This is a genomic window from Desulfofundulus sp. JL263-se (genome assembly GCF_056316025.1).
Map to the genome: position 1 here is coordinate 2,386,776 of NZ_CM149993.1, position 17,261 is coordinate 2,404,036.

The window sequence follows — 17,261 nt, forward strand, 5'->3', positions numbered from 1 at the left end:
CCAAATATGGACTTCCACATTACACTTTCTTACAAGCGTACAGCAGTCAAGACAACCCACTCATCTTTTTCATAAACCTTTTCCACTGCCAATCCCGTCTTTTTTAAGGCCTCGCAAACTTCCGGCAGGTGTTCTTTAATGATACCTGACGCTATAAAATAACCGCCGGCCTCCAACATCCCGGCAACATCGGGGGCAAGTTCCTTGATAACGGAAGACAATATATTTGCAACAACCAGCTGAAAAGTACCACTTACATTATCCAGGAGATTTCCTTCCCGAACCTCCACTATTGATTGCAGCCCGTTACGCCGTACATTCTCCCTCGCAACACGCACCGCCACCGGATCTGAATCCACGGCAACAACCTTTCCCGCTCCCAGGCGCGCCGCAGCAATTGCCAATATTCCGGAACCGGTACCAACGTCAACTAATTTGTCACCGGGCTTTATATATTCTTCAATCATTTCCAGGCACATGGCCGTGGTAGCATGGGTTCCAGTACCAAAGGCCTGGCCGGGGTCTATGTCTATGATGACTTCTTCCCCCTGTGCATGATATTCTTCCCAGGTGGGCTTTATAACCAGCCGCTTTCCTATTTTTACGGGTTTATAATAAGCCTTCCAGGCGTTTTGCCAATCTTCTTCCTTCAACTCCCGGGTCTCCACCCGGGCCCCGTGTACTTCAGCTTTATCCAGAAAAACTTTTAAACCCTGCAGTTTTTCCTTTTCCGTTCCCTGCGGGAAATAAGCCTTGACAATGGCCGGGCTACCGGGCTCAGGTAAGGTATCAGGCCTTATTTCCGGCTCTTCCCGGCTTAAATTCCACAAAAGGGCCGGGTCGTCAATGACAACGCCCCCGGCTCCCATCTCCCTCAGTGCGTAACTCAGAGCCTCAATCCATTCCCCTGGAATGTATACTGCAATTTCCACCCATTTGGACATGCCTCGCTCACATCTCTTATTTCTTATTTATTGCCATAACTTCTTCTTTTTTCCCTTTCCTGCCCTGGCGCGATCACCTAGCCCATAAAGGCGTCGCGCATTTTTTCGAAAAAACCCTTTTCGGCTTCCTTCGGTTCTTCTCCCATACTGCGGCCAAATTCTCTCAATAACTTCCGCTGCTGTTCATTAAGCTTGGTTGGGGTAACAACTCTCACCTTGACATGTTGATCCCCCCTGCCGTAACCGTTGATATCGGGAATTCCTTTGCCCCGCAGGCGAAAAACCGTTCCCGTTTGGGTTCCCTCGGGAATTTTCAGGCTGACCTTACCCTCAAGGGTAGGCACCTCCAATTCATCTCCCAGGGCGGCCTGCACAAAGGAAATGGGCATTTCGCAAATGATATCGTTTCCTTCCCGCTTGAAAAATTTATGGGGTTTAACCCGGATATAAACGTAAAGGTCCCCCCTGGGACCTCCCCGGGTCCCAGCCTCTCCCTCACCGGGCACCCGCAGGCGGGAACCGTTATCCACCCCTGCGGGAATCTTAATATGAATGGTCCTCGTACGCCTTACCTGGCCCGTACCGTAACACGTGGGGCACGGCTTTTCTATTATGGTTCCTTTCCCACGACAGCGGTCACAAGTGCGGGATTGTACCACCCGGCCAAAGGGAGTATTTTGGGCAAACTGCACTTGCCCGGTGCCACCACACTGCATACACGGCCTCGGCTTAGTTCCAGGGGCGGCACCGCTGCCGCCACAGGTCCCACAATCTTCTGTCCGGGGCACCTTGATATCTCTTTCCAGGCCAAATGCGGCCTCTTCAAGGGAAAGTTCTATATCCACCCGGATATCGGCACCCCTCTGGGGGCCGGTTCGCCGCCGTCCCCCGCCGAAAAACATATCAAATATATCTCCAAGCCCTCCAAAGTCAGTGCCAAACCCGCTGAATCCACCAAAGTCCTCAAATCCGCCCTGGCCGTCAGTTGCAGCATGGCCGAAACGGTCATAGGCAGCCCGCTTCTCATCATCCATCAATACATGGTAAGCTTCATTAATCTCCTTGAATTTTTCCGCCGCCTGTTTGTCGTTCGGGTTGGCATCGGGATGATACTTGCGGGCCAGTTTTCGGTAAGCCTTTTTTATTTCTTCTTTAGTAGCGTCTCGGGATACCCCAAGTACTTCGTAATAATCTCGTTTAGCCACGGTTTCACCACCTTTCCGATTATAAACACCACAAGGAGGGCGGTGTCCGGCAAGACCGGTAATTCGCCGCCCTCCTTATGCTACATACTCTGCTTCTATTTATAAAGCAATTTTTTCCAATCATGGCCGCCGTATATTACCATTCTACGTTAGAATTTAAAATCCTGTTACTTATCCTTGTTCTCTCCGTCATCCTTTACTTCGTATTCCGCATCCACAACGTTTTCCTCCTTTTTATCTCCCTGTGTTCCTGCCTGACCCTGCTGTGCCTGCTGCTGGTATATTGAGGAAGTTAATTCATAAAGAGGCTGGGTCAAATTTTCCAGCTTCGCCTTGATATTTTCCTTATTGTCTCCTTTGAGGGCCTCTCGCAATTCTTCCTTGGCCTTTTCAACTTTTTCAACCAGGGCCGGGTCTAATTTATCCTTATTATCCTTAATGGTTTTTTCAGCCTGGTAAATCATGCTGTCGGCCTGATTTTTAATTTCGGCCAACTCTTTGCGCTTTTTGTCTTCTTCCGCATACTTTTCGGCCTCTTTAACCATACGCTCAATTTCCTCTTCACTAAGATTGGAGCTCCCTGTAATGGTAATACTTTGCTCCTTACCGGTACCCTTATCCCTGGCCGAGACATGCACTATACCGTTGGCATCAATGTCAAAAGTAACTTCAATTTGAGGAACCCCCCGGGGTGCAGGCGGAATACCCGTCAGCTGGAACCTGCCAAGGGTCTTGTTATCCCTGGCCATGGGACGCTCGCCCTGCAATACGTGTATCTCCACGGTAGTTTGACCGTCGGCGGCGGTGGAGAAAATCTGGCTCTTGGAGGTGGGAATGGTGGTATTACGCTCGATAAGCTTGGTAAATACTCCGCCCAGCGTTTCTATACCCAGGGACAAAGGTGTGACGTCCAGGAGCAGCACATCTTTTACCTCACCAGCAAGCACCCCGGCTTGAATGGCCGCGCCAATGGCCACACACTCGTCCGGGTTGATACCCTTATGGGGTTCTTTGCCGAAAAATCTTCTTATTGCTTCCTGTACGGCCGGTATCCGGGTGGAACCGCCAACCAGTAAAATTTTATCTATATCCTTGGGCTCCAGCCCGGCGTCCTGCATGGCCTGCCTGGTAGGTCCCATGGTTTTTTCCACCAGGTCTGCGGTCAATTCCTCAAATTTGGCCCTGGTAAGATTCATATCCAGGTGCTTGGGGCCATCGGCATCTGCAGCAATAAAAGGCAAGTTAATATTGGTAGTGGTTACGGTACTCAACTCCACCTTGGCCTTTTCCGCCGCCTCTTTTATCCTTTGCAGAGCCATGCGGTCTTTACTCAGATCTATGCCCGTTTCTTTCTTAAACTCATCTATCAAGTAATCCATAATCCGCCTATCAAAGTCATCTCCACCCAGGCGGTTATTACCACTGGTAGCCTTGACCTCGAATACGCTGTCCCCCAACTCCAGGATGGATACGTCAAATGTACCTCCGCCCAAGTCAAATACCAATATGGTCTGGTCCTCTTCCTTATCAAGACCGTAAGCCAGGGCCGCCGCGGTAGGTTCGTTGATTATCCTCAGCACTTCTAACCCGGCAATTTTTCCGGCGTCCTTGGTGGCCTGGCGCTGGGAATCCGTAAAGTAAGCCGGCACCGTTATCACTGCCTGGGTAATTTTTTCACCCAGGTATGCCTCGGCATCGGCCTTTAACTTTTGTAAAATCATGGCAGAAATTTCTTCCGGTGTATATTCCTTGCCGTCAATAACCTCTTTATGCTTAGTGCCCATATGCCGCTTTATGGATTGAATAGTTCTTTCTGGATTACTTATGGCCTGGCGCTTGGCCACTTGACCTACCAGGCGTTCACCTGTTTTGGAAAAACCAACAACGGAAGGGGTGGTACGTCCCCCTTCGGCGTTGGGAATTACTACCGGCTCGCCGCCTTCCATAACTGCCATGCATGAATTGGTGGTTCCAAGGTCAATACCTATTACTTTCCCCATTACTACTACCTCCTTATTAAACATATCTACGAAGAACGAGCCACTTTTACCATGGCCGGTCTGATTAGCTTATCTTTATAAAAGTACCCCGTGCGCAACTCTTCCATAACTGTATTGTCGGGGTACTGGTCAGTTTTTTCTTGCATTACAGCTTCGTGCAGTGTAGGATCAAATTCCTCACCTTTAGCGGAGATGGCCTTAAGACCTTCATTCTCCAGGATCTCCTTTAACTGGCGGTATATCATTTTAACTCCCTCTAAAAGCTTATCAACATCTCCCGGAGGAGTTTCCAGAGCCCGCTGGAAATTATCAAGCACCGGCAAAAGTGCCGATACCAGGGGCTCCGAAGCATATTTCCAAAACTCTGCCTTTTCCTTCTGGGTTCTTTTGCGATAGTTATCAAAATCTGCCTGCACCCTGAGCAAGCGGTTAAAATATTCATCAGCCCTGGCCTTTTCCCGGGTCAGTTCCTCCTTTAATTTGTTCAATTCATCTATTGCACCTGTTTGCTGCTGCTCCTCGGTATTACCGATCTCTTCCGGCTCAACTTCCGTAGAATCGCACCGGGGCTCACCTTCCCCGGTATTACCCTCATCAGCTGTATCACCTTTTTGTTCTTCCGCGCTCTCAACCGTGTTATCACAGGTCTGAACCTTTTGCGCATCATCTTTATTATCATGACTGGCTGTACTTATTTCTTCCGGGTTAACTTCTTGCTCTTCCAACTTTCCGTTATTTCTGTCGCTCATCTGAATTCACCTCTCTAAAAGGATCTACCTCTCAGCCCTTGGGAATAACTCTATCCATTTCAACCCCGGAATTCTCCTTTTCCTCTTTTTTCTTAATTATCGTATCAATACGCAAAATAGCTTCGGCTATTTCTCCCGCTGCTTTCAAGGCATATATCTTAACCAGTGCCGGGTCGACAACACCCAACTGATACATATCCACTACTTTTCCGTCATCACAATCAATACCCAGGGAATCCAAGCCCGAATCCTCCTGGGCGGCCATTGCGTCCCTTATTTTCTCCAGCGGGTTAAAGCCGGCATTGGCCACAATCTGGGACATAGGCCGCTTGAGGGCCTCTATTACACAGTCTACCCCGTATACTGTCATTCCCCTGATGCCTGCTTTCTTCCGTTCTATTTCCCTTGCCACCGCCAGTTCCAGCGCACCGCCCCCGGGAACAACCCCTCCGCGCAGGGCGGCCTGAACGGCAGAGGCAGCATCCCTGGCAATGCGCTCCCTTTCCCCCACCACCTCTGAGGTGGCAGCGCCTACCAGTACGGTGGCCATGGGCTTACCCTGCCCGCCGGTTACCCAAACCTGCTCCAGCTTTTTATTATGGCAGACCTTTTCTGCCCGGCCTAAAAAGCCCTTTATCTGGCCAATATCCCTTTTAAGGGCTGTACGTTTTATAATCCGGGCACCCGTATGTTCGGCCACCCGTTGCAGCTCCTTGTTGGAAACGCGCTGCACAACCATTATACCGGCATCGGTAAGGATTTCTTCTGCTGCATCATGCACACCGCGATCAACCAGTACCACATTTGCCCCGGCAGAAACAATCTTTTCTACATTTTTTTTAAATTGTTCTTGCAATTCCAGGTAACGGTTAAAACCTGCCTCCGTAGAAAGGGCTTCAGTTTCTATTTCTTCCGGCTCCAGGGCATCATCAATGACCAGTACGGCGGCATTCTCCAGTTCAGCGGGCATCTGGCGGTTCATCGGCTCTTTATTAATAATTACACCCAGGAATACCTGATTATCCGTACCCTCCTCGGCCACTACGGTGTCAGAAAATTTAAAATCCGGATCAACGATCTCTTTTCTTCCGATAAGATGTGCCGCTTCCACCACCAGATCCGCAATGTCATGGTGCTCTCTCCCGGCAACCAGGGCTACTTGCCACAAAACAGGATCACCGGTACCACTTACAGGACGCACTCTAGCCTGCATTAACTCCAACCCGTGCTTTATTCCAAACCTCAGGCCCTCTATTACCCGGGCAACGGGCACCCCCCTGGCCACCTGATCAACTCCCATGGACACCATGGTTCCGGCCATGACGGTGGCCGTGGTGGTACCGTCCCCGATTTCATCTTGCTGGGCCCGGGCCACGTTGATCAGCATGCGGGCAGCAGGATGATTTGCCTCCATTAAAGTGAGGATGGTAACACCATCGTTGGTTATCACCACATCCCCGAATTTATCAACCAGCATTGTATCCAGGCCCTTCGGCCCCAGTGTACCTTCCACCGATGAAACTATGGCCCGAACGGCATTACTGTTGGTAATTAACGCAGCCAGCCGTTCGTCAACTTCCGATCCTTTGTTGGCCTGCTGTTTAAGGCTCAAGCTTTAATCCTCCTCACCTGCCGCGCCCCTTGAACAACCGGTCCATTACCAGGGATAAATTCTTTGTCATGTATTCCACTACTGCAACTACCCTGGCATAATCCATCCGCGTCGGCCCAAGTACCCCTATCGATCCTATCGGCTGGCCGCCAAAATGATATGTTCCCATAACCATGCTGCATTCGCGCATGTATTCGTTGCTCATCTCGCCACCAATACGCACCAAAACTCCCTTTGAATCTTCCATTACATCGGACATCAGGCTGGCTAACAGGGACTCCTGTTCCAGAAGGCTCAATAAAGTTTTGACCTTCTCCACGTTGTGAAATTCCGGCTGGTTAAGAATATTAAATACCCCGCCCAGGTAAATTTTATCCTCAGCTTCCATTATCAGGCCTTCCCTGATTGATTCCATGGCCTTACTTAAAATTTGTTTTTGCTTGGCTAATTCAAAATAGATTTCTTTAATTAATGTAAGCCTGATGGCTTCCATGGTACGTCCCTGCAACTTGCGGTTAAGTACAGAGGAAATGGTCTCAAGGTCCGCGGAAGTAATACTTTCCGGAATTTCGATAATACGGTGATGAACTGTCCCGGCTTCTGTAATTACAATTATCATGGCCTGGCCTTCATTCATTTGTACCAGCTGAATGTGTTTAAAGGAAACCTTACCCCTTTGTGAAGTCATTACCACGGCAGCATAGTTTGTAAGTTGAGACAGCATATCCCCCGTACGTTGAATAACCTCTCCAATATCTTTAACTTTAGTTTCATAACCCTTTTTAATAAGGTCTTCTTCTTCCTTGGTAAGTCCTTCCCGCTGCATCAAATTATCCACGTAATACCGGTAACCTAAATCCGAAGGAATGCGCCCTGCAGAAGTATGGGGCTGCTCTATTAGACCCATTTCTTCCAAGTCGGCCATTTCGTTTCTTATAGTAGCGGGGCTTACTCCCAATTTATATTTACGGGCAATGGTTCTGGAACCAACCGGCTCTGCAGTCGAAATGTAATCCTGGATGATCGCCATCAATACTTGCTGCTTTCGACTGCTCAGCTTCACCCCGCAAGCACCTCCTTGTTAGCACTCCCATTGCTTGAGTGCTAAACACTTAAATAAAACATAGCACCGTAACCGGCTTTTGTCAAGCAATAACGACCCCGGAAAATAAGACGGTGCCTGTACAATTTTAGGATGTAAAGGGTCGGTGTTCCCCGCTTCGCTCAGGTGCTTCGCGTCGACGGGACTACGTCTCGCTTCGGACCGGCCCAAGCGCTTCTACATATTGCACATGATGCTCCGCTATTTCTTATGCTAATTGCAGTCCCTCACATCGGTTTCCAATGAGTTTTTTACAAAAATTCCATGAAAACTTGGTTGGCCACGGGCAGTCCCCGGCGGGTCAACCTCAAGTGATTTTCCTTTATTTCTATCAGCCCGTATTCAATTAACCGGCTCAATTGTTCGGAATAAATATCCTGCAAAGAGCAGCCAAAACGCCTGTAAAAACGGTCCAAATCCAGCCCCTCTATCAAGCGCAGCCCCAGGAATACCGTTTCCGCCATCTCCGTTTCCCGGTCAATCTCTTCCTTGAGGGCGACGGGCAAATCTCCCCTGTTAAGGGCCTTCAAATAGGCATCCAATTCCTTTTCATTGGCATAACGGAATCCCTCCAGGTAAGAATGGGCCGCCGGGCCCAGGCCCAGGTATTCCTGGTTATGCCAGTAAATAAGATTATGCCGGCACCTTTTGCCCGGCAGGGCATAATTGGAGATTTCATAATGCTCAAAGCCATGCCCGGTGAGGACCCTTGTGGCCTGCTCAAACATTTCCAGCTCTTCCTCTTCACCGCAAAGCTTTATCTCCCCCCGCCTAACATCCCTATACAGCGGTGTACCTTGCTCTATTTGCAGGCCGTAAGCGGAAATATGTTCCGGCTCCAGGGAAAGAATTGATTCCAGGCACATCAGCCAGTTTTCCGTAGACTGTCCCGGGATACCGAAAATAAGGTCTACACCAATATTCTTGAATCCCGCTTCCCGGGCCAGCAAAAAAGACTCTTCCGCCTGCCGGAAGGAATGTATCCTGCCCAGTAATAAAAGTTCATCTTCCCGGCAGGACTGGACCCCCAGGCTCAACCTGTTTACCCCTAAATTGATAAGGCAGCTTAACAAATAATCATTTACAGTGCCCGGATTTGCCTCCACGGTTATTTCCGCCCCGTCTTCCGTGTTGAAATACTTAAAGCAGCTCTGCACGATTTTTTCCAGGTAGGCGGCAGGCAAACAGGTGGGGGTTCCACCGCCGATATAAACGGTATTTATCTTACGACCCCGTACCGGCGGCGAGGAAGCTCTGATTTCCATCTCCCGTATAAGCCCTTCCAGGTATGCTGATACATCCTCATACCGGTAAGGATAGGAAATAAAATCACAATATTTACATTTTTTTAAGCAAAAAGGCACGTGAATATATAGCCCGGTCAGCAAGCTTCTCCCTCTTTTTTCTACTTATTTTATCCACACTTTCAATATTTTTTAAAGCACCCTACTTAACAACCTAAATAAAAACAACTATTGCGTTAAAGCAACAGTTGTTTTACATCACTCCTCATCTATACTTAATACGGCCATAAAGGCTTCCTGGGGAATTTCCACGTTACCCACCTGTTTCAGGCGCTTCTTGCCTTCCTTTTGCTTTTCCAGCAACTTGCGCTTGCGGGTTACGTCTCCGCCGTAACATTTGGCCAGCACGTCCTTACGGCGAGCTTTTACTGTTTCCCTGGCAATTACTTTATTGCCAATGGCAGCCTGTATGGGAATATCGAACAGGTGCCTGGGAATCAACTCCCGCAGCTTTGATACAAGAGCCCTGCCCCGCTGGTAAGCCTTATCCCTGTGTACTATACAGGACAGAGCGTCCATGGGCTCACCATTGACAAGCACGTCCAATTTGACAAGCTTTGATTCCCGGTAACCGGCCATCTCGTAATCCAGAGAAGCATACCCCCGGGTACGGGATTTAAGCTGGTCGAAAAAGTCGTAAATGATTTCACTCAAGGGAAGTTCATAAGTCAACACAACCCGGTTAACCCCGAGATATTCCATATTTTTAAAAGTCCCCCGGCGGTCCTGGCAAAGTTCCATAACCGGGCCCACAAAATCATTGGGTACCATTATGGTTGCTCGTACAAAGGGTTCCTCCAGCCTTTCAATTTTATTTGGCGGCGGCAGGTGAGTGGGGTTTTCAATATACAAAACTTCACCGCCTGTAGTATGCACTTTATAAACAACACTGGGAGCGGTGGTAATTAAATTTAAGCCGTATTCCCTCTCCAGGCGCTCCTGTATAATTTCCATGTGCAGTAATCCCAAAAAACCGCACCTGAACCCGAATCCCAGGGCCTCGGAAGTCTCCGGCTCATATATCAAGGATGCATCGTTCAACTGTAACCGGTCCAGGGCATCCCGCAAATCTTCATAATCTACGGTATCCACGGGATACAATCCACAATAAACCATCGGCGTAGCCCTGCGATAGCCGGGTAGGGGCTCGGAAGCGGGCCTCTTAGCATCGGTAATGGTATCACCCACCCGGGTATCCTTAACATTCTTCATACTTGCCGCCACATAACCCACTTCCCCGGCATACAACTCATCGGCAGGTTTGGCCTCGGGCAAAAAGACTCCCACTTCATTAACCTCAAACTCCTTGCCCGTCTGCATCATTTTTATTTTCATACCGTTTTTCAGCGTTCCCTCTACCACCCGCACGTAGGCAATAACACCCTTGTAACTGTCATAATGGGAATCGAAAATCAATGCCCTTAGGGGAGCAGTGTCATCTCCGGAAGGCGGTGGGATCTTCTTAACAATTTGTTCCAATATTTCTTCTACACCTACACCCGTTTTAGCGGAAGCCAAAACGGCGTCGGAACAGTCAAGTCCAATTACATCCTCTATTTCTCTCTTTACCCTTTCCGGCTCGGCAGCAGGAAGATCTATTTTATTAATTACCGGAATAATCTCCAGGTCATGGTCCAGGGCCATGTATACATTGGCCAGGGTCTGAGCCTCAATACCCTGGGCCGCATCAACCACCAACAGGGCCCCTTCACAGGCGGCAAGGCTGCGGGATACCTCGTAGGTGAAGTCCACGTGTCCGGGGGTGTCGATAAGATTCAAAACATAGTCCCGCCCGTCCTTTGCCCGGTAGTTCAGGCGAACCGCCTGCATTTTTATGGTAATCCCCCGCTCGCGCTCCAGGTCCATCTGGTCCAGTACCTGGTCCGACATCTCCCTTTCCGTCAGCGCCCCCGTATATTCCAAAAGCCTGTCTGCCAGGGTTGATTTACCGTGGTCTATATGGGCAATGATACAAAAATTACGTATCCGCTCTTGCCGTCTTTCCATTGTGTCACCCCCTGTTTGGAGTCAACTCATAATATTATAACACCCGTACATTGAACATGAGAAGAACATTAAAATTTGGCAAAGAAAAGCCTTCCCCACCGGGAAGGTATACCTGTTACCGCTGCCGTTATTGCCCGTCAAGGATCGTCATTGCTTATGTACCGGTGATAATCTTCAATTAACCGACGGTAAACATCACCGGCAATTTCTTTTAAATCAATTCGCTTAAGGCCGCTCAGTTCTTTTCTAAGTGTATCAATTTCAAGCCGGGTTAACGAAAAATTTTCACCCATGAAACTCAGTTTATCGCCTTGTTCATCCACGGTAATTATTTTCAGGGGCTCTTCCGGGTCCACCAGGCGATTATAATTAATTAATGTTGTTTGCAGGCCGTAATTCAACATGCCGAGAAAAAGGCCCAGGCTAATTATTACGGCTGCTTTTGTGGCAGGCATTTTCCATCCCTCCACCCTCCAGCATTCCTATAAATCCCAATTTTTATTCCTTCTGCTCTTCTCCCCAGAGCTCCAGTACCATTGGCCCCAGGACTTCTCCCAGCAATTGAGCCGAGCGTACGGCTTCCCCGGTGGAATTACTAACACTTCCTATTTCCAGTAAAAGGGCCCGGGGATGTAAAAATTGGTTATACCTACCGTCCTTTACCCTGACCCCCAGACACAATCCCGGATATTTTTTATCTATTTCCGCTGTCAGCTTTTTGGCAAATTCGTAATTTTTGCGCCAGCCAGGGAAAGGGGCCCTGGCATCTGAGCCTACAATTATTAACACAGGGGCAACAATTTCACCGTTGATATCAACAATACTCTCCTTCCGGGGCTTTCCTGCATCCCGGTGAATATCAAATACCGCTATAATATTAGGATTTTCATCCAGTAACCGTTTCAAGGTTTCTTTGGATTTTGCATAGGAATAGCTGTAAACATCATCGTGGATGGCATCGGAACGCGCCACCCGAACACCGAATTTTTTTTCCAGCACTTCTTCCAGGGCAGCGGCGGCCTGCACAACCCCACCCCTTTTTCCCTGCAGCCGCTCTACGCCGTCAGTAAGGGCATAGGTTTCACCGGTATGGGTATTATATATGGCCACCAGGCAGTCTTTCGATAACTTCGGCTCTTTTGCCTCCTGCCGCCCAGGGGCGGACGGGGGTGGCAGAACCCTCTTCTTTATAGCCGGAACGGCGGCAGTGGTTTCTTTTATCGCCAGGGCGGGTAATTCCTTTTCTAACAATGCCAGCGGGTTCGGCCTGTCCAATCCTAAAGTAGCAAAAAATTTATGCACTAACAGGTTAGTCAATGGCATTGATGAATAGCTACCAGCCGCTTGAGAGTGATTTAAAAGAGGCACTGTGGAACACATTAAGTTTAAGGCATATTGGCCTTTATCACCCAAAATGTAATGGGATAATTTCTGGGCAGTAACGCCAACATTTACAAATCTTATTAGATGATATCCGCCCACAAAGAGGAAAAATACGAGCAAAAAAAAGACCAAGCCCTGTTTTCGGCCGGCACCGCGCCTCGAAAAGCGCCTTCGGTAATAATACGGAGCAGGATACATAGTCTCTCCCCCAGCAAACTGGTTTGTACATCCTATGCCCCCTTAGCTCCAATTATGAAAAATAATAAGCCCTACCTCGAGGCAGGGCTTCAGATCACCGTACAACTGTAGGTACTATTGCATCTATTACGCCAATTACAAAGGCGGAGATAAGCGCTCCTACAAGGCTGACACTGAGCAGCGAAGGGATAACAAATTGAGCAAGATATATTACCACGGCACCGGTAATGAAACCCACCAGTCCCCTGCCCTGGGGCGATATTTTGTCGCCCAACAGGGTTTCGGCAAGGTAACCTATAACGGCAATAACCACAGCTGCAATCAGTGCGCCCACAAAACCTCCTCGAACCACAAATCCGGGAGCAAGCCAACTTACCAGCATCAATACAAGTGCGGAAACAACGAACCTTACGGCCACTCCAACCCAGTGTAGCAAAAAATTCACCCCCTCCCTTGATAATGTATTTTTAGAATAAACCAAAAAAACCGCCGATATACCGACGGCTCTTGCTTTTTTTTTCAGTGCATGGTAAAATGCACCCTGTTGAGGAGGTGATTTGTTATGCCCAATACCAGGTCCGCTGCAAAACGAGTCCGTGTTACCGCAAGGCGTACTGCGCGAAACAGGAGAATTAAATCCATGGTAAAAACAGCTATTCGCCGTTTTAAAGAAGCTCTCGAGTCCAATGATAAAGAACTGGCCCTGGAAAAATTTAAACGGGCGCAGGCGGTTATCGACAAGGCAGTTACCAAAGGCGTTTTGCACAAAAATAATGCAGCCCGCAAAAAATCTCGCCTGGCAAAGAAACTTAAAGAACTCGCCGGTTAATAAAGAGCCACCCTTGGAGGGTGGTTTTACTATTTAGTACAAAAGTCCATTAGGAGTATTTCAATTGCAGAATAGAAATCCTGCTTGCCCGTTTTAACCTGTTCGTCAACCTGTAACATTCCCCTGAGCAGTCCTATTAATTCTCCCTGTTGAAAATTTTTACTTTGGGCAAGGGCCTTTTTACAAACAAAAGCCGGTACACCCATTCGTTTACTTATCTCCGCACCGGAATACCCGGCTTCGGACAATTCTCTTGCCTGAATTATCAGGCGTACCTGACGGGCCAGCATACCAAGGATGGCTTGGGGAGACTCCTTGCGCAGTAAGAGATAACGGATCCCTTCCAAAGCATCGGTATACTTCTGATTCCCCAGGGCATCCACCACCGCAAATATATTTTCCTCTCCCCTGTCGGCCACCACAAAGCGAACATCTTCCTCTCCGATTAACTGGCGGGAACCAGTATAATCAATTAATTTATTCATTTCATTATAAATATCATGCATCTTTCGCCCGCAGCGATTAAGCAATAACTCCACACCTTGCCGGGAAATCTTTTTCCCCTTTCGCCCGGCCAGCTGGTTTATCCACTTGGCCAGGTCCGTATTTTTAAGCAGCGAAAATTCTATCGCCTCTCCGCTTCGGACTAATTCCTTGAAAATCTTTCTCCGGCGGTCTACGGGCTCTCCGGTTTCAAAAATAAGACAGGTGGTATTAAGGGGGGAAGAAAAATAAATAATCAAGGGCGAGCCTTTTGGGGTGAATTTTTCACCGCCCCCTGGGGAAGGTTTAAAAAAACGGGCCCGCTTGACCACCACTAGGCGCTTTTCTCCCATGACGGGCGGGGCGGAAGCCGCAGCCACAACATCTTCCTCGGACACTTCCAGCCCGTCCAGCAGGTCAAAATTAAATTCAGCCGCTTCCGGTGCTATCAACGTTTTTTTATATTGGTATATCGCCTGCTCGCGCAAATATGATTCAGGCCCGAAAAAAAGGTTTACAGGAGCAATTTTTCCTTTTTTAAGGTTATCCAAAAGCTGCAGATAATATTTCAAAATTTACCCTCTCCGTGAACATTAAAGTTTTTCCTTTACCGATGAAACCTTTGAGTCCATGGAAATTTCCTTGTCCCGGCGGTCGTCAATCCGGATGGTGGTCAGCACCCTGCCGATTCCCTCACTAAAGGGCTGCTCGTGCATTCGCCTCACCACCTGAAGCAAACGGTCCAGGTTCCCTTCCAAAATGGTGCCCATGGGTGTAAGCTGGTATTTGACATCCTTTTCCTCTTCCAGCACCTTGAGGCACCCGGCCACATAATTACTGAGGCCCGGTGAAGAAGTCCCTATGGGTACTATACTTACTTCAATCACTGCCACGGTTTTCGCCCTCCTTTGTTTTTATAGTGTATCACTTTTTTTCTCCCGGTGCCAACTTTGCAAAGGGCAAAATTAAAGGGCAGGTTTCTGAAAAACCTGCCCCAATACTAAACTCTATCTCAGCACCTCAAAGCACCTGCGGTAAATCCACCCCTACCCTTTCAAACGTGCCATTTTATGAAAAACCACCCCATACTGCGGTCAAGGCTTTGAAGTTGGGTAATGTAAAGAAGGGCAAGGGGTAGAACAGGATAACTTTTTTGCAAAAATCTTTAGGCAGGGTTAGCATTTTTCTTTCTACAAGTGATACATTCGGAATTCCTTTGCACGTTCACACTGTAAAACTGCATGGCAAGACCATCATAGGTTAAAATTCTACCGGTTAACAATTCCCCCAGCCCCAGCAGGTATTTAACGACTTCGGTGGCCAGTATGGAACCTATCACCCCCGGCACTGCTCCCAGGACCCCTTCCTCCGCAGTGGTTGGGGCATCACTGCCCGGCTCTTCGGGGAATACGCAGCGCAGGCACGGAGATGATCCGGGTATAATGGTCATGGCCTGTCCCACAAAGCCCAGCACCCCTCCATACATATAGGGAATCCCACAGCGCACGCACGCCTCGTTAATAAGAAAGCGGACAGAAAAGTTATCGGTGCCGTCCACCACGGCCTGGTATTCTTTAACTATATCCAGGTAATTATTTTCATTAAACTTTTCCTGGTAGGTTATTATCTTTACATCGGGATTAAGGACACTGAGTTTTTCTTTGGCCGAAATAACTTTCGGCCTTCCCAGGTCACTGGTGGTGTGAAGAACTTGGCGCTGCAGGTTAGAATATTCCACAGTATCGAAATCAACCAGCCCCAGGGTCCCCACCCCGGCGGCAGCAAGGTAATAGGTAATGGGAGAGCCCAGCCCGCCGGCACCTACCACCAGCACCCTGGAATTCAACAATTTTTGCTGTCCCTCGATTCCAACCCCTTTTAGCAGGATATTTCTGCTATAACGTTTCAACTGTTTTTCGTTTAACAAGTAAATAACCTCCTGTTATGTAGAGCGGTGGGTTTTTAGAGCCCACCGCCGTTAACAGTTTACTTTAGAAATAATTTTTCCAGCAGGTCGGCCACCCCGCTGAAATCTCCGGAATTAAAGCAGGGTACCCCTTCTCCCGCCCCTGCTTCGCCCACCAGAGCTATCAGTTCCTCCCTGGGAGCTGCGGGCTCCCGGCTAATTTCCCGGCGGCGCACCTCGACTTTGGGCTTGTTTTCCGACTTAAATCCTTCTGTGATAATTATGTCCATTTCCAGCATAAGGCGAGCAATTTCATCCAATCCCTCGCTGCATTCCCATTTTTTGAACAAAACAAACCCCGAGGTCCCGGCCAGGGCCACAGCATCTGCACCGGCCCGGGCATGTCTCCAAGTATCCTTGCCCGGCCGGTCCAAGTTAATATCTCCATGGTGATGTTTTACAGTGCCCACCCGGTAACCCCTGCGTTTAAGTTCCCGCACCAGCTGTTCCAAAAAAGTTGTTTTACCGGAATTTGACCACCCCACAATGGAGACCACTGGCGGGATATTTGGAGTCTGCAACCTATTCCACCACCTGAATTTCATCGCCCACCTTTATTGGGCCGCCTTTAAGTACCTTTATAAATATACCTTCCCTGGGCATTACACAATCCCCGGCCTGCTTGTAAATGGCACACCGCTCATGGCATTCCTTGCCGATTTGTGTAACTTCACCCAAGCACCGGGAACCCAACTTTAACTTTGTGCCAACAGGCAGGGAAAGCAGGTCAATGCCCTCCGTGGTTATATTTTCGGCAAAGTCGCCGGGGCCCACATCCAGTCCCTTTTCAATCATTTTTTGAATACTTTCCATGGCCAGAAGGCTCACCTGGCGGTGCCAGTTTCCTGCATGGGCGTCACCTTCCAGTCCCCAGCCGGGAACAAGAACGCCCGACCCCACATTTTTTTTACGCATTCCCTTTTTGGGGCTGATGCATACCGCTTTAATTATTCCCAAGGCTCCTCACCCTCCCTGCGATACTCCCCGCTTTTTCCGCCCGTTTTTCGAACCAGGCGAATGTTATTAATTACCATACCTTTATCCACCGACTTGCACATGTCATATATGGTAAGGGCAGTCACGGAAACTGCCGTCAATGCCTCCATTTCCACCCCGGTCTTGCCGGTTGTGCGCACCCGGCTCTCTATTTCAACGGCATCAGGTTCCCGAAACTTAAAGTCGATATTAACCCCCGTTAAAACAATGGGGTGGGTCATGGGAATGAGGTGTCCCGTCTCCTTTGCCGCCATTATACCGGCAATCCTGGCCACATTTAAGACGTCACCTTTCTCCATTTGACCTTTCTTAATCAACTCCAGGGTTTCCGGCTTCATCAGCACTTCTCCCCTTGCCACGGCTTCCCTTAAGGTTTCTCCCTTGGCACTAATGTCAATCATCCGCGCCCTTCCCCGGTCGTCAAAATGACTCAACTGAGGAAAACCTGGCATTCCGCCGCTCATTTTACTGCTGCCGCTCAAG

The 17,261-nt window shown here is 48.8% G+C and carries 18 protein-coding genes; 1 reads left to right on the plus strand and 17 read right to left on the minus strand.

The genetic code is table 11. The features are described 5' to 3' along the window. Nucleotides 1-29: 29 nt before the first annotated feature. From prmA to ACX4JR_RS12445, 11 genes are all read right to left on the minus strand, one after another. Nucleotides 30-944 carry a 50S ribosomal protein L11 methyltransferase gene (prmA, locus tag ACX4JR_RS12395; protein WP_476058348.1) on the minus strand — a complete coding sequence of 305 codons (915 nt, stop codon included), beginning with the start codon at nucleotides 942-944 and terminating at the stop codon, nucleotides 30-32. Between the two features lie 77 nt (nucleotides 945-1,021). Continuing rightward, nucleotides 1,022-2,149: a molecular chaperone DnaJ gene (gene dnaJ / locus ACX4JR_RS12400; RefSeq protein ID WP_476058349.1), complete on the minus strand. Its 1,128-nt coding sequence runs from the start codon at nucleotides 2,147-2,149 to the stop codon at nucleotides 1,022-1,024. Nucleotides 2,150-2,316: 167 nt separating this feature from the next. Then, nucleotides 2,317-4,149: a molecular chaperone DnaK gene (gene dnaK, locus ACX4JR_RS12405; protein WP_476058350.1), complete on the minus strand. Its 1,833-nt coding sequence runs from the start codon at nucleotides 4,147-4,149 to the stop codon at nucleotides 2,317-2,319. Nucleotides 4,150-4,175: 26 nt separating this feature from the next. After that, on the minus strand, nucleotides 4,176-4,898 hold the full coding sequence (gene grpE, locus ACX4JR_RS12410; RefSeq protein WP_476058351.1) for a nucleotide exchange factor GrpE: 723 nt from the start codon (nucleotides 4,896-4,898) through the stop codon (nucleotides 4,176-4,178). Nucleotides 4,899-4,929: 31 nt separating this feature from the next. Then, complete coding sequence (locus ACX4JR_RS12415) at nucleotides 4,930-6,510, minus strand: TCP-1/cpn60 chaperonin family protein (RefSeq protein WP_476058352.1); 1,581 nt, start codon at nucleotides 6,508-6,510, stop codon at nucleotides 4,930-4,932. A 13-nt stretch (nucleotides 6,511-6,523) separates the two neighbouring features. Continuing rightward, entirely contained in the window at nucleotides 6,524-7,573 is a 1,050-nt protein-coding gene (hrcA, locus tag ACX4JR_RS12420; protein ID WP_476058353.1) for a heat-inducible transcriptional repressor HrcA, read from the minus strand. Between the two features lie 290 nt (nucleotides 7,574-7,863). Next, on the minus strand, nucleotides 7,864-9,000 hold the full coding sequence (gene hemW, locus ACX4JR_RS12425; RefSeq protein ID WP_476058354.1) for a radical SAM family heme chaperone HemW: 1,137 nt from the start codon (nucleotides 8,998-9,000) through the stop codon (nucleotides 7,864-7,866). Between the two features lie 114 nt (nucleotides 9,001-9,114). Then, on the minus strand, nucleotides 9,115-10,923 hold the full coding sequence (gene lepA, locus ACX4JR_RS12430; protein ID WP_476058355.1) for a translation elongation factor 4: 1,809 nt from the start codon (nucleotides 10,921-10,923) through the stop codon (nucleotides 9,115-9,117). 137 nt (nucleotides 10,924-11,060) lie between these two features. After that, nucleotides 11,061-11,378 (minus strand): hypothetical protein, encoded by a 318-nt coding sequence (locus ACX4JR_RS12435; protein ID WP_476058356.1) that lies wholly within the window; start codon nucleotides 11,376-11,378, stop codon nucleotides 11,061-11,063. A 43-nt stretch (nucleotides 11,379-11,421) separates the two neighbouring features. Beyond that, nucleotides 11,422-12,240, minus strand: a complete 819-nt coding sequence (gene spoIIP / locus ACX4JR_RS12440) for a stage II sporulation protein P (protein WP_476058357.1) — start codon at nucleotides 12,238-12,240, stop codon at nucleotides 11,422-11,424. Nucleotides 12,241-12,598: 358 nt separating this feature from the next. Continuing rightward, entirely contained in the window at nucleotides 12,599-12,940 is a 342-nt protein-coding gene (locus tag ACX4JR_RS12445; protein ID WP_476058358.1) for a phage holin family protein, read from the minus strand. A 126-nt stretch (nucleotides 12,941-13,066) separates the two neighbouring features. Between ACX4JR_RS12445 and rpsT the strand changes: the two genes are divergently transcribed. Then, nucleotides 13,067-13,333, plus strand: coding sequence for a 30S ribosomal protein S20 (gene rpsT, locus ACX4JR_RS12450; RefSeq protein WP_476058359.1), 267 nt, complete (start codon nucleotides 13,067-13,069; stop codon nucleotides 13,331-13,333). A 29-nt stretch (nucleotides 13,334-13,362) separates the two neighbouring features. Here the strand turns inward: rpsT and holA are convergent, their stop codons facing one another. The 6 genes from holA to moaC all read right to left on the minus strand — a co-directional run bounded on the left by holA (nucleotide 13,363) and on the right by moaC (nucleotide 17,230). Further along, nucleotides 13,363-14,388, minus strand: coding sequence for a DNA polymerase III subunit delta (gene holA, locus ACX4JR_RS12455; RefSeq protein ID WP_476058360.1), 1,026 nt, complete (start codon nucleotides 14,386-14,388; stop codon nucleotides 13,363-13,365). Nucleotides 14,389-14,409: 21 nt separating this feature from the next. Beyond that, complete coding sequence (locus ACX4JR_RS12460) at nucleotides 14,410-14,709, minus strand: MTH1187 family thiamine-binding protein (RefSeq protein WP_476058361.1); 300 nt, start codon at nucleotides 14,707-14,709, stop codon at nucleotides 14,410-14,412. Nucleotides 14,710-14,981: 272 nt separating this feature from the next. Then, entirely contained in the window at nucleotides 14,982-15,743 is a 762-nt protein-coding gene (locus ACX4JR_RS12465; protein WP_476058362.1) for a HesA/MoeB/ThiF family protein, read from the minus strand. A gap of 59 nt (nucleotides 15,744-15,802) precedes the next feature. After that, entirely contained in the window at nucleotides 15,803-16,303 is a 501-nt protein-coding gene (gene mobB / locus ACX4JR_RS12470; RefSeq protein WP_476058363.1) for a molybdopterin-guanine dinucleotide biosynthesis protein B, read from the minus strand. A gap of 1 nt (nucleotide 16,304) precedes the next feature. Further along, the gene (locus ACX4JR_RS12475) at nucleotides 16,305-16,739 is read right to left on the minus strand and encodes an MOSC domain-containing protein (RefSeq protein ID WP_476058364.1); all 435 of its coding nucleotides are present in this window, start codon (nucleotides 16,737-16,739) and stop codon (nucleotides 16,305-16,307) included. Beyond that, entirely contained in the window at nucleotides 16,730-17,230 is a 501-nt protein-coding gene (gene moaC, locus ACX4JR_RS12480; protein ID WP_476060555.1) for a cyclic pyranopterin monophosphate synthase MoaC, read from the minus strand. Before moaC ends, ACX4JR_RS12475 begins: the two co-directional genes overlap by 10 nt. Nucleotides 17,231-17,261: the final 31 nt, after the last annotated feature.

Coding starts and splice junctions, on each gene's coding strand:
- prmA (WP_476058348.1), bottom strand. CDS start 944: ATGTCCAAATGGGTGGAAATTGCAGTATACATTCCAGGGGAATGGATT.
- dnaK (WP_476058350.1), bottom strand. CDS start 4,149: ATGGGGAAAGTAATAGGTATTGACCTTGGAACCACCAATTCATGCATG.
- grpE (WP_476058351.1), bottom strand. CDS start 4,898: ATGAGCGACAGAAATAACGGAAAGTTGGAAGAGCAAGAAGTTAACCCG.
- lepA (WP_476058355.1), bottom strand. CDS start 10,923: ATGGAAAGACGGCAAGAGCGGATACGTAATTTTTGTATCATTGCCCAT.
- ACX4JR_RS12435 (WP_476058356.1), bottom strand. CDS start 11,378: ATGCCTGCCACAAAAGCAGCCGTAATAATTAGCCTGGGCCTTTTTCTC.
- rpsT (WP_476058359.1), top strand. CDS start 13,067: ATGCCCAATACCAGGTCCGCTGCAAAACGAGTCCGTGTTACCGCAAGG.
- moaC (WP_476060555.1), bottom strand. CDS start 17,230: ATGCCAGGTTTTCCTCAGTTGAGTCATTTTGACGACCGGGGAAGGGCG.